Raw genomic sequence first — 12,283 nt, forward strand, 5'->3', positions numbered from 1 at the left:
CAAAGAGGTACGGACCCTTGGTGCGTGAGTGCGTCGCGTCGGTCGCCGAGCGCGCCGGGCCGTCAGGCGGTGGCCAGCCGGACCATGTCCGCCTGCGGCCCCTTCTGACCCTGCGAGATCTCGAACTCGACCCGCTGGCCTTCTTCGAGGGTGCGGTAACCGTCCATCTGAATCGCGCTGTAGTGGACGAAGACATCCGCACCACCGTCGACCGCGATGAAGCCGTAGCCCTTCTCCGCGTTGAACCACTTGACGGTGCCCTGAGCCATTCCTAACTCCCCTATTACTGGCCCTGTCGCGGCCCCGCACTCCGCGGGTCCGGGTCAGACCTCACCGCCGGGGAAGCCGTTGCCTGAGCGACAGGGGATCCCTGGTGGTGTGCGCCGGAACGCGTCGACCGCGGCTGAATGTATCTGCACGGATGCCCTCTGCAACAGGTCAATCGGACGAGAATTCGGGGAGCGACCGATCGGAAATACACCAGAAAAGGGCGCTATGGCAGGGCATCTCGGACCGGACATACGCCGCGCATGCGACAATCCACGCGTGAATTTGGCGATAAATCGCCGCACCGACCGTTCACGGCGGCAACTTGCCCCTGGCAACAGTACAACCCTTCAACTACCGCTTCGGACACGGCCGTTCGGCCCGGTCCGCCCCCCGGACAGCACTGTGCCCCATCCACCGCAAAAGGGTGAACGGGGCACAAAACGGCAGGTGTAACCAGGCCGTTACGGGAAGTTGATCAGCCGCCCGCTACCGCCGGAATGATCGAAACGCTCGCACCGTCGGGGACAGCGGTGGCGAGACCGTCGGAAAAGCGAACATCGTCGTCGTTGACATAGACGTTCACGAAACGACGGAGTTTTCCGGTGTCGTCGAGAACGCGCGCCGAAATGCCCGCGTGATTCTTCTCCAGCGAGTCGATCACCTCGGCCAGCGTGCCGCCCTCGGCCGGAACCTCGGCCTGGCCGCCGGTGTAGGTGCGGAGAATGGTGGGGATACGAACAGAAGCACTCATGCGAGGCCAGCCTCTCGGAACGCGTCAAGGGTCGGACGGATGGTGGCGGTCGGGCCGGTGGTCGGTGCCACCGCGTCCAGGGTCTTCAGTCCGTCGCCGGTGTTGAGGACGACGGTCTCGGCGGCCGGGTCGAGCTGCCCGGTCTCGATCAGCTTCTTCAGCACCCCCACGGTCACCCCGCCCGCGGTCTCCGCGAAGATCCCCTCGGTGCGCGCGAGCAGCTTGATCGCGTCCACGACCTGCTCGTCGTTCACGTCCTCGATCGCGCCGCCGGTCCGCCGGGCGATGTCCAGCACGTACGGACCGTCCGCCGGGTTGCCGATCGCCAGCGACTTGGCGATGGTGTCCGGCTTCACCGGCCGCACCACGTCGTGCCCCGCCTTGAACGCCGCCGAGACCGGCGAGCAGCCCTCGGCCTGCGCGCCGTAGATCTTGTACGGCCTGTCCTCGACCAGGCCGAGCTTGATCAGCTCGCGCAGGCCCTTGTCGATCTTGGTGAGCTGGGAGCCGGACGCGATCGGGATCACCAGGTTGTCGGGGATGCGCCAGCCGAGCTGTTCGCAGATCTCGTACGCCAGGGTCTTGGAGCCCTCGCCGTAGTAGGGGCGCAGATTGACGTTGACGAAGCCCCAGCCCTCGCCGATCGGGTCGCCGATCAGCTCGGAGCAGAAGCGGTTCACATCGTCGTACGAGCCCTCGATGCCGACCAGTTCGCCGCCGTAGACCGCGGCCATGACGACCTTGCCCTGCTCCAGGTCGTGCGGGATGAACACGCAGGAGCGGAAACCGGCGCGCGCGGCGGCGGCGCCGACGGCGCCCGCGAGGTTGCCGGTGGAGGAGCAGGAGAGCGTGGTGAGGCCGAAGGTGCGGGCGGCCTCCAGGGCGATGGCGACGACGCGGTCCTTGAAGGAGTGCGTCGGGTTGCCGGAGTCGTCCTTGATGTGCAGGCCGCCGGTGATGCCCAGTTCACGGGCGAGGTTGTCGGCCTTGACGAGCTTGGTCCAGCCCGGGTGGAGGTTGGGCTTCTCGGTGACGTCGGCGGGGACCGGTAGCAGCGGCGCGTACCGCCAGATGCTGGTGGGTCCCGCCTCGATCCGCTTGCGCAGCGACTCGGGGTCGCCGAGCGGCAGGTCGTAGGCGACTTCGAGGGGCCCGAAACACTCCTCGCAGGCGAAGACCGGACTCAGCGGGAAGCGGGTGCCGCACTCCCGGCAGGACAGCGCTGCGGCCGGTCCGAAGGGGGGAGTGGTGGTGCTGTCGTGGGTGCCGGCGATGGTCTGCACAGCCATGATGGCGAGGCCCTTTCTCCTCATCTTCCTTGTGACGTACGTCGCCACAAGACGGAATTGGCACCTTCCCCGCCGTATGACCTCACGGTCGGCTGGGTGGTTGCCGGGGCTTCAACGGGCCGTTCCCTCTGCCCCTCTGGATGAGCGGTATGGCGTCTGCCCGCCAGTGCTGACGGCGGCGACGCGTTTGTCCCGCGCTAGGACCCCCGGCATGCGGCGGTCATACGCGTTGTTCAAGACTGTAACCGACAAGCGTGACAGTTGAGATAGTCGTCCGAACGGCGAGATGGCCGCTGGGGCGGCCGTCCGACGGGTTTCCGACCGGCTTCCAGCGTACGAAAAGGGGACGCGACCGTGCTCGATGAGGTGGAGCGGTGGCTGGAGCGGCGGTCCTGGTCCGCCGCCGACCGGCCGCTCGACCTGCTGCTCGCCGCGAAGCGGGCCGCGGGGCGGCGGGGCACGGTCAGCGTGGTGCTGCCCGCGCTCGACGAGGAGGCGACGGTCGGCGAGATCGTCGCGGCGATCCGCCGCGACCTGATGACCGACGAGGCGCCGCTGGTCGACGAGCTGGTCGTGGTCGACTCCGGCTCCCGCGACCGTACGGCGCAGGTCGCGGCGCGGGCCGGGGCCCGGGTGGTGCAGCGCGACGCGATCCTGCCGCGGCTGCCCGCGCTGCCCGGCAAGGGCGAGGTGCTGTGGCGGTCGCTGCTGGTCACCAGCGGCGAGATCGTCTGTTTCGTGGACGCCGACCTGCGCTCGTTCGACTCGCGCTTCGTGTCGGGGATCGTCGGGCCGCTGCTCACCGAGCCGGACGTGGAACTGGTCAAGGCCATGTACGACCGGCCGCTGGAGACCGGCGGCGCGGTGGTGCCGGCGGGCGGCGGCCGGGTCACCGAGCTGGTCGCCCGGCCGCTGCTCAATCTGCACTGGCCACGGCTGGCGGGCTTCGTCCAGCCGCTCGGCGGGGAGTACGCGGCGCGGCGCTCGCTGCTGGAGCGGCTGCCGTTCCCGGTCGGGTACGGCGTGGAGCTGGGCATGCTCATCGACGCCTTGTCCCTGGCGGGGCTCGACGCGCTCGGGCAGGTGGACGTGGGCGTCCGGCACCACCGGCATCAGGACGGGCAGGCGCTCGGGCGGATGTCGGCCGCCATCTATCGCACGGCGAGCCTGCGGCTGTCCCGGGCGCCCCTGGTCCGCCCCCGCCTCACCCAATTCCACCGGGACCCCTCCGGGGGGTTCACCCCGCTCACCCACCCCGTCGACGTCGACGAACGCCCGCCCATGACCCACATCCCCGAATACCTCGCCCGCCGAGCCGCCTGACGGCTCCCGCCAGGGCCGCGGCGTCTTTCGTCAGGGGCCAGCCACACCACCCGCCCCGGCGGGGCACATCAGCTGTCCCCGGACCACCCGCCGGCGGGGGCTTGTCGCGCAGTTCCCCGCGCCCCTGAAAAGCCACGCCCTGCGCAGGGCGAACGCACGGGGGCCGCGGGGCTGACCGGCGCGATCTCCTGCGCAGGAGGAGGGTCCGGGACGTTTGGGGCGGAGTCCACGCGGCTAGGCTGGCGGCATGGTCGAAACGCGTGCGGCACGGATTCTGGTCGCTTCGAACCGGGGGCCGGTTTCGTATGCGCTGGGGGACGACGGGGAGCTGAGCAGCAGACGCGGCGGCGGCGGCCTGGTCTCGGGGCTGAGCGCGATCGGGCCCGAGGCGGACGCGGTGTGGGTGTGCGCGGCCCTGGGCGAGGGCGACCGGGAGGCGGTACGGCGCGGGGTCGGCGAGCCGGGCGCGCGGATGATCGCGGTCGAGGAGAGCGTCTTCGAGGCCGCGTACAACGACATCGCCAACTCGGTGCTGTGGTTCGTCCACCACCTGCTCTACCAGACGCCGTTCGAGCCGCTCTTCGACGAGGACTTCCGCGGCCAGTGGGCGGCGTACGAGGCGTACAACGAGGCGTTCGCCGAGGCGCTGGCGCAGGAGGCGGCGGACGGCGCGCACGTCCTGGTGCAGGACTACCACCTGTCGCTGGTCCCGGCGCTGCTCCGGGCCCGCCGCCCCGACCTGCGGATCGGCCACTTCACGCACACCCCGTGGGCGCCGCCGGACTACTTCCGGCTGCTGCCCGACGACATCGCCGCCGAACTGCTCGAAGGCATCCTCGGCGCGGACCGCGCCGCGTTCCTGACCCGCCGCTGGGCCGACGCCTTCGCCGCGTGCTGCGTCAGCGTGCTGGGCGCCACACTCTCCGACGACGGCCGGGCCGTCACCCACCGCGGCCGTACGACCCGGCTCGGCGTGCACGGCCTCGGCGCCGACGGCGATTTCCTGCGCGAGCGCTCGCACCGCCCGGACGTCGCCGAGCGCATCACCCGGCTGCGGTCCGAGACGGGGCAGGACCGCAAGCTGATCGTGCGCGTGGACCGTACCGAGCTGTCCAAGAACATCGTGCGCGGCCTGCTCGCCTACCGGCAGCTCCTCCAGGAGCACCCCGAATGGCTCAGCCGGGTCGTCCACGTCGCCTTCGCCTACCCCTCCCGGCAGGACCTCGCGGTCTACCGCGAGTACACCGAGGGGGTCGCCCGGCTGGCCGAGGAGATCAACGCCGAATTCGGCACGCCCGACTGGCAGCCGGTCCTGCTCAAGGTCGACGACGACTTCGCCCGCTCCCTGGCCGCCTACCGGCTCGCCGACGTGGCCCTGGTCAACCCGATCAGGGACGGCATGAATCTCGTCGCCAAGGAGGTCCCCGTCGTCTCCGACAACGGGGTGGCCCTGGTGCTGTCCCGTGAGGCGGGCGCCTTCGCCGAACTGGGCGACGACGCGATCGTCGTCAACCCGTACGACATCCGCGCGACCGCCGCCGCCCTGCACACGGCCCTCACCCTCCCGGAGGCGGACCGCGCCGAGCGCACCAAGCGCCTCGCCGACGCGGCCACCGCGCTCCCCCCGTCCCGCTGGTTCCTGGACCAACTGCACGCCCTGGACGACTGAGGCCGCCGGCGTACCCGGGTCAGAACAGCGAGTCGCCCTCGTCCTTGCGGTTCTGCGAGCCCTGGTCGGTGAGCGCGCCGCCGCTCCTCCCCGAGTAGAGCCGGATCTGCGCGGAGTGGGGGCCGCTGGAGGTGGCGATCAGGTCGGGGCGGCCGTCGCCGGTGAAGTCGCCCGCGCCGATCAGGGTCGGGAAGGCGTTCCAGCCGCCCGTGCCGATCATCTTGCGGGTGCCGAGCGCGCCCTTGCCGTTGCCCGGATAGAGCCACAGTCGGCCCGAGGTGTCGCTCGCCACGAAGTCGGGGCGGCCGTCACCGGTCAGGTCGCCGGGGCCGACGAGGCCGAGCATGCTGTTCCAGCCGGGACCGACGAGCTTGCGGGTGCCGAAGGCGCCGTTGCCGCGGCCCGGGTACATCCACAGCTTGCCCGTCGTGTCGCGGGCCAGCAGGTCGCCCTTGCCGTCGCCGTTGAGGTCGCCCACCGCGCTGATGCTCGTCATCGAGTTCCAGCCGGGACCGACGGCCCTGCGGGCGCCGAAACCGCCGCGCCCGGTGCCGGGGTACATCCACAGCTCACCGGCCTTGTCACGGGCCAGCAGGTCCTCGGTGCCGTCACCGTTGAGGTCGCCGTGCCGGGTCAGCGCCGTCATGGAGTTCCAGCCGCCACCGACCAGCCGCCCGGTGCGGTCTCCTGGCAGCCGCCACAGCTTGCCCGAGTACGTACGGAGCAGCAGATCGGCGTTGCCGTCCCGGTCCAGGTCGCCGAAGGGCTGTGCGGGGCGCGAGAACGGGCCGTAGTCCGAACTCCAGTTGACGGGCTCCGGTTGCCCCTCGCACTGCCGGCCGGTGGGCGCCCAGCGGAACGAGCTGAGGTTCTTGTCCATGTGGCTGTTGGCATCGGAGAACTGCGAGAGGTTCAGCGAGTAGTCGCCCCTGTTGTATCCGTACACCACCACGTCGTGGACCGGGTCGGCATACCGGTACTTGTCCAGGCTGTACATGCAGAAGTAGTGGTAGCCGGTCCGGTTGTAGACCGAGGACGCCTTGTTGTCCCACGAGCCGAGGGTGGCCTGCGGCTGCGTGTACACGGCCATCGAGCCCCGGCCGTCCGACGCGTCGAAGAGGCAGAACCTGCCCTTCGGGCAGCGGTCGAAGCCGGTGGCCGCCTGGGCGGGTGTGACGGTGGCCGCGATCAGGCCCAGGACGGCGGCGGCCGTCAGCAGGGCAGCGCGAAAGGTGATCCGCATACGGATGGTCCCCCCAAGGACATCGCTCCGCACACACGCGCGGAGCGAGGACACACTAGCGACACCGGGGCACGGAGTCAGCCCAGGGCGTCCGCGAGGGCGTCCAGGAGGGAGACGACGCCCTCGGGGCCGGGGACCGGGAGGTCGGCGGCGCGGAGGACTTCGTCGGGGGTCTCGGGGGCGGCGCTGGCGACGAGCAGGCCGGGCAGGCCGTCCTCGCGCAGGGCCTGGACGGCGGCGAAGGCGGCGAGGTCGCCGAGATCGTCGCCCGCGTAGAGCACCGAGCCGGCGCCGACCTCGCGGAGGTAGGCGGCCAGGGCGACGCCCTTGTCCACGCCGGGCGGGCGCAGTTCGAGGACGAAGCGGCCGGGCTCGACCATGAGGCCGTGCCGGGCGGCGAGTTCGGCCAGCGGGCCGCGCAGCGCCTCGAAGGCGGCGTCGGGGTCCTCGGCGCGGCGGGTGTGGACGGCGACCGCGCGGCCCTTGTCCTCGACCCAGGTGCCGCGCCAGGCGCCGTTGCGGTCGAGGAAGCCGGGCAGTTCGGCGCGTACCGAGGTGACGCCGGGGTGGTCGCCGGGGGCGTGGACGGAACCGGTGGGCGCGTCCCAGCGCTCGGCGCCGTAGTGGCCGAGCACGACGAGGTGTTCGAGCCCCGCGACCCCGGCGAAGCCGCCGTAGCGTACGGCGACGCCCGCCGGGCGGCCGGTGACGACGGCGACGGCGGCGAGGTGCGGGGCGAGCCTGACGAGGGCGGGGACGGCGCCGGGGTGGGCGCGGGCCTGCTCGGGGTCGGGCACGATCGGGGCGAGGGTGCCGTCGAAGTCGAGGGCGACGACGGCGCGTTCCGGCCGCGCGAGCAGCGCCGCGAGACCTTCCTTTCCCTCGGGCGTGGTGGGGGCGAGGATGTCGGCGGAGGCCATGCAGCCGACCCTACCCGCGTCCCCCGGGCGCATGCCCGGCGTACGGTGGCACGCGCGCCCCGCGCAGGCCCTCAGCGCAGGTCGCGGCGGGCGTCGCGCTCCTTGCGCAGCCGGTTGACCGTCACCGGGTCGTGGGCGACGGCCCGGGGGTCGTCCAGCAGGGCGTTGAGGAGCTGGAAGTACGCGGTCGGGGACATGCCGAGGCGTTCACGTATCGCCCGTTCGCGCGGTCCCGGCCCAGTCCAGGTGCGGGCGGCGATGGCCAGGACGGCGATGTCGCGCGCGGAGAGCGGTTCCTCCCGTGTCATGGCGCCCCTCTCCCTCGTCGGTCAGGTCGGGCCGTCGGCGTACCCGACGGCCGTCACCGTACCGCCGCGTGCCGCCGCTTGGCCGTGTGCCGCTACTTGCCGGAGTCCGTCGTGAGCGCGAAGCGCTGGAGGTCGGACAGGACCGTCTTCGGGTCGCCGTGCACGGCCTGGCCGATGTTCTTCTTGACCTCGTCGCTGACCGGGCCCCACGAGGTCTTGTTGACCGGGTAGAACACGGAGTCGGGCAGCAGGTTCAGGAACTGGACCAGGTCCTTGTTGGCCGGATTCTTCCGCATCGCCTGGGACGCGGTGATGGTCACCGGGAGCAGCCCGTACTCGTTGAGGAACTTCAGCGAATTCTGCTCATTGAAGACGTACTGGAGGAATTTGCCGTCCGCGTCCCGGTTGCCGTTCTGCTTGAACGCCATCATCCAGTCGGCGACGCCGAGGGTGTCGCTGCTGGGGCCGCTCTGGCCGGGCAGCGGGACGACGCCGACGTCGATACCGGCGGCCTTGGCCTGGGTGAGCAGGGTGGGGTGGCCCATGACCATGCCCGCCTTGCCCGCGAGGAAGGCGGCGAAGGTGTCGCGGCGGTTGGTCTTGGCGGGGTCGGTCGGGCCGACCAGACCGGCCTGGACGAGGTTCTTCTTGACCCAGGAGAACGCCTCGACGTTGGACGCGGAGTCGAAGGTGTAGCTGCCGACGGTGTCGGTGTAGCCGCCCTGCGCGCCGAGCATCCACATCAGGGACTCGGCCTGCGCCTCCTCGGGGGCCAGCGGCAGTCCGTAGGGCACCTTCACGCCGTCGGCCTTGAGCTTGACCGCGTCGGCCTTGAGCTCGTCCCAGGTCTCGGGCGCGTGCTTGATGCCCGCGCTCTTGAAGAGCTTCTTGTTGTAGAAGAACATGCGCGAGCTGGAGACGAAGGGTATGCCGTACTGGGTGCGGTCGACGGAACCGGCGTTGACCATCGAGGGGATGAAGTCCGACTGCATGCTGATCGGGAACAGCTCGTCGGCGCTGTAGAGCTGCTTGCTGGCGGCGTAGGCCGCGTAGGAGCCGATCTGCGCGACGTCGGGGGCCTTGTTCGCCTTGACCATCTGGGCGACCTTGTCGTCCACGTGGTCCCAGTCGATGATCTCGACGTTGATCTTGATGTGCGGGTTGCGCGCCTCGAAGGAGCGCGCGAGGTCGTCCCAGTACGTCTTGGAGCTGTTGTTCGTCTTCGGGTCGCCGTAGTCGGCGGCGACGAAGTGCAGGGTGACGTCGCTGTTCAGCGGTGAACTGTTGCCGCACGCCGTAAGAGTGGTGATCGCCAGGGCCGACGTGATGCCGATCGCCGCCAAGCCGTGAAGTCGTCGCCGCTGCACCGTTCCTACCGCCTTCTTGCACACTTGCTCGCGTACCGCTACGGAAGCGTCGAGTCTTCCCCACACCTTTGCCCAAGGTCTACACCATGAGTGGTATCGCTTGCGCAACGGGTCCGCGCGCGGACCCGTACCGGCGCGCGCGCCGACCCGTACCGGCGTGCGTGAGTGTCCCGTTGCTCCGCAAAACGCCGCCCGACGCGTGATCTTTCCTCGCCGAGTGGACTAGACCTTTTTAGGGGTTAGCCGCGACACTGTCCCCGTGAGACATGTCATCGCTCTCGACGTAGGCGGCACCGGAATGAAGGCCGCGCTGATCGGCGCGGACGGAACGCTCCTGCACCAGGCGCGCTGTCCGACCGGCAGGGAACGCGGCCCCGACGCCGTGGTCGCCGCGATCCTCGACTTCGCGGCCGAACTGCGCGACCACGGCGTGCGCGAGTACGGCGAGCCCGCCGCCGCGGCCGGGGTCGCGGTGCCCGGCATCGTCGACGACGTCAACGGGATCGCCGTCTACGCCGCCAACCTGCGCTGGAAGGACGTCCCGCTGCGGGCGTTGATGTCCGAGCGTCTTGACGGCGTACCGGTGGCGCTCGGCCACGACGTCCGCACCGGCGGCCTCGCCGAGGGCCGGATCGGCGCGGGCAACGGCGCCGACCGCTTCCTCTTCCTCCCGCTGGGCACCGGCATCGCGGGCGCCATCGGCATCGAGGGCCGGATCGAGGCGGGCGCGCACGGCTACGCGGGCGAGATCGGGCACATCGTGGTCCGCCCCGGCGGCCCGGAGTGCGGCTGCGGGCAGCGCGGCTGTCTTGAGGCACTGGCCTCGGCGGGCGCGGTCTCCCGCGCCTGGGCCGAGGCGAGCGGCGACCCGGACGCGGACGCCGCCGACTGCGCGCGCGCCGTCGAGACCGGCGACCCGCGGGCGCTCGCGGTGTGGGGCGAGGCGATCGGCGCGCTGGCCGACGGCCTGGTCACCGGGCTCACCCTTCTGGACCCGCGCGTGCTGATCATCGGCGGCGGGCTCGCGGAGGCCGGGGACACCCTCTTCGGGCCGCTGCGGGCGGCCGTGGAGGCACGTATCACCTTCCAGAAACTCCCCCTCATCGTCCCCGCCGCGCTGGGGGACACCGCTGGATGCCTGGGCGCCGGCCTGCTCGCCTGGGATCTACTCTCCGTGGAGGTAACCGCCTGATGGCCCCCGTAACGACAACGCAGCGCACGGTGCTGGCGGGTGCCCGTGTGGTCCTGCCGTCAGGTGTGGTGGAAGGCGGCCGGCTGACCGTCGAGGGCACCCGGATCGCGGCGAACGAGGCCGACGAGCACGTCTCGACGGCCACCGTGGACCTCGCGGGCCACACCGTCGTGCCCGGCTTCGTGGACCTCCACAACCACGGCGGCGGCGGCGCGTCCTTCACCTCGGGCACCGCCGACGACATCCTCACCGGCGTGCGCACCCACCGCGCCCACGGCACGACCACGGTGGTCGCCTCGACCGTCACCAACGCGCTGGACGTCCTGGCCAAGCAGGCCGGGCTGCTGTCCGAGTTGGTGGAACAGGGCGACCTCGCCGGAATCCACTACGAGGGCCCGTTCATCTCGCCGTGCCGCAAGGGCGCGCACGACGAGGCGCTGCTGCGCGACCCCGACCCGGCCGATGTGCGCAAGCTGGTCGAGGCGGGCCGCGGCGCCGCCCGGATGGTCACCCTGGCGGCCGAACTGCCCGGCGGAATCGATTCCGTACGGCTGCTGGCCGACATGGGCGTGATCGCGGCGATCGGGCACACCGACGCCACGTACGAGCAGACGCTGGAGGCCATCGACGCGGGCGCGACCGTGGCCACCCACCTGTTCAACGCGATGCCGCCGCTCCAGCACCGCGCGCCCGGTCCGATCGCGGCGCTGCTGGAGGACGAGCGGGTGACCGTCGAGCTGATCAACGACGGTACGCATCTGCACCCGGCCATCTTGGAGCTGGCCTTCGGGAGCGCGGGCGCCGGGCGGGTCGCCTTCATCACCGACGCGATGGACGCGGCCGGTTTCGGCGACGGCCACTACGACCTGGGCCCGATGAAGGTCGAGGTGCTCGACGGGGTCGCGCGGCTGGTCGAGGGCGGCTCGATCGCCGGGTCGACGCTCACCCTGGACACCGCCTTCAAGCGGGCCGTCACGCTGGACGGGCTGCCGCTGACCGACGCCGTACGCGCCATCTCCACCAACCCGGCGCGGCTGCTCGGCCTGGACGACCGCATCGGCACGCTGGAGCCCGGCAAGGACGCGGACCTGGTGGTGCTGGACGCGGCGTACGACCTGGTGGGCGTCATGCGGAAGGGCGAGTGGGTCGTCCGGCCCGACTAGGGCTTGTCGTGGGGGCGCTCGGGCGGTGCCTTCAGGGGCGTCCGGGCAGCGCCTTCAGGGGCGTCCGGGCAGCGCCTTCGGGGGCGTCCGGGCGGTCTGTTCACCCGATTTTCGCGGATTCTCGCTAAAAGCTGCGTAACGGCGGTCGGCGCGCACTGGGCCGACCGCCGTACTTTTGTCATCATCGTCAGGTGATCATCACCGTCACGCTGAACGCAGCCCTCGATGTGACCTACCGGGTCCCGTCGCTCCGACCGCACTCCACCCACCGGGTCACCCACACCGCGGAACGCCCCGGCGGCAAGGGACTCAACGTCGCCCGCGTGCTGGCCGCGCTCGGCCGCCCCGCCGTCGTCACCGGCTTCGTCGGCGGCCCGGTCGGCGCCGAACTGCGCGAACGGCTCGCCGAGCGGGCCGCGCGGTACGACGACGGGCTGCTGACCGACGCGCTGGTGCCCATCGCGGGCACCACCCGCCGCACGGTGGGCGTCGTGGACGACACGACCGGCGACACGACGATGTTCAACGAACCGGGGCCCACGGTCACCCCGCGCGAGTGGGGCGGCTTCCTGGAGCGCTACCGCGCGCTGCTCGCCGACGGCCGCGCGAGCGCCGTGGCGCTGTGCGGCAGCCTGCCGCCGGGGCTGCCCGTGGGCGCGTACGCGGAACTGGTGCGCGAAGCGCGGGCCGCGGGGGTGTTCGTGCTGCTGGACACCAGCGGGGAGCCGCTGCGCCGCGGGCTGGCCGCGCGCCCCGACCTGATCAAGCCGAACGCGGTGGAGCTGACC

12 protein-coding genes and 1 riboswitch are annotated in these 12,283 nt (G+C 71.4%); of the genes, 5 read left to right on the forward strand and 7 right to left on the reverse strand.

What is annotated here, in order from left to right; translation table 11 throughout:
- Nucleotides 1-62 precede the first annotated feature (62 nt).
- The 3 genes from BGM09_RS32815 to thrC all read right to left on the reverse strand — a co-directional run bounded on the left by BGM09_RS32815 (nucleotide 63) and on the right by thrC (nucleotide 2,310).
- Nucleotides 63-269, reverse strand: coding sequence for a cold-shock protein (locus tag BGM09_RS32815; protein WP_093715500.1), 207 nt, complete (start codon nucleotides 267-269; stop codon nucleotides 63-65).
- Between the two features lie 476 nt (nucleotides 270-745).
- Nucleotides 746-1,021, reverse strand: coding sequence for a MoaD/ThiS family protein (locus BGM09_RS32820; protein ID WP_188285379.1), 276 nt, complete (start codon nucleotides 1,019-1,021; stop codon nucleotides 746-748).
- Nucleotides 1,018-2,310: a threonine synthase gene (gene thrC / locus BGM09_RS32825; RefSeq protein WP_188285380.1), complete on the reverse strand. Its 1,293-nt coding sequence runs from the start codon at nucleotides 2,308-2,310 to the stop codon at nucleotides 1,018-1,020. The genes BGM09_RS32820 and thrC overlap by 4 nt, the downstream gene beginning before the upstream one ends.
- Before the next feature lie 17 nt (nucleotides 2,311-2,327).
- A riboswitch (SAM riboswitch) is annotated at nucleotides 2,328-2,457 on the reverse strand.
- A gap of 207 nt (nucleotides 2,458-2,664) precedes the next feature.
- Between thrC and BGM09_RS32830 the strand changes: the two genes are divergently transcribed.
- Nucleotides 2,665-3,633 (forward strand): glucosyl-3-phosphoglycerate synthase, encoded by a 969-nt coding sequence (locus BGM09_RS32830; RefSeq protein WP_188285381.1) that lies wholly within the window; start codon nucleotides 2,665-2,667, stop codon nucleotides 3,631-3,633.
- Between the two features lie 247 nt (nucleotides 3,634-3,880).
- Nucleotides 3,881-5,302, forward strand: a complete 1,422-nt coding sequence (locus BGM09_RS32835) for a trehalose-6-phosphate synthase (protein ID WP_188285382.1) — start codon at nucleotides 3,881-3,883, stop codon at nucleotides 5,300-5,302.
- A gap of 19 nt (nucleotides 5,303-5,321) precedes the next feature.
- Here BGM09_RS32835 and BGM09_RS32840 read toward each other — a convergent pair whose 3' ends face one another.
- The 4 genes from BGM09_RS32840 to BGM09_RS32855 form a co-directional block, all read right to left on the reverse strand.
- A complete protein-coding gene (locus BGM09_RS32840) occupies nucleotides 5,322-6,545 on the reverse strand; it encodes an FG-GAP-like repeat-containing protein (protein WP_188285383.1) in 1,224 nt (407 codons plus the stop codon).
- 77 nt (nucleotides 6,546-6,622) lie between these two features.
- A complete protein-coding gene (gene otsB / locus BGM09_RS32845; RefSeq protein WP_188285384.1) occupies nucleotides 6,623-7,465 on the reverse strand; it encodes a trehalose-phosphatase in 843 nt (280 codons plus the stop codon).
- Nucleotides 7,466-7,536: 71 nt separating this feature from the next.
- Nucleotides 7,537-7,773, reverse strand: coding sequence for a DUF3263 domain-containing protein (locus tag BGM09_RS32850; protein WP_188285385.1), 237 nt, complete (start codon nucleotides 7,771-7,773; stop codon nucleotides 7,537-7,539).
- 92 nt (nucleotides 7,774-7,865) lie between these two features.
- Nucleotides 7,866-9,116: an extracellular solute-binding protein gene (locus tag BGM09_RS32855; RefSeq protein ID WP_223187930.1), complete on the reverse strand. Its 1,251-nt coding sequence runs from the start codon at nucleotides 9,114-9,116 to the stop codon at nucleotides 7,866-7,868.
- 283 nt (nucleotides 9,117-9,399) lie between these two features.
- Between BGM09_RS32855 and BGM09_RS32860 the strand changes: the two genes are divergently transcribed.
- From BGM09_RS32860 to BGM09_RS32870, 3 genes are all read left to right on the forward strand, one after another.
- Entirely contained in the window at nucleotides 9,400-10,332 is a 933-nt protein-coding gene (locus BGM09_RS32860; protein ID WP_188285386.1) for an ROK family protein, read from the forward strand.
- Nucleotides 10,332-11,495, forward strand: coding sequence for an N-acetylglucosamine-6-phosphate deacetylase (gene nagA, locus BGM09_RS32865; protein ID WP_188285387.1), 1,164 nt, complete (start codon nucleotides 10,332-10,334; stop codon nucleotides 11,493-11,495). The genes BGM09_RS32860 and nagA overlap by 1 nt, the downstream gene beginning before the upstream one ends.
- 191 nt (nucleotides 11,496-11,686) lie before the next feature.
- Nucleotides 11,687-12,283: 1-phosphofructokinase family hexose kinase (locus BGM09_RS32870; RefSeq protein ID WP_317452985.1), on the forward strand; the 597-nt coding region annotated here is incomplete at its 3' end.

Origin of the sequence: Streptomyces sp. CBMA29 (assembly GCF_014596445.1) — a bacterium.
GTDB lineage: Bacteria > Actinomycetota > Actinomycetes > Streptomycetales > Streptomycetaceae > Actinacidiphila.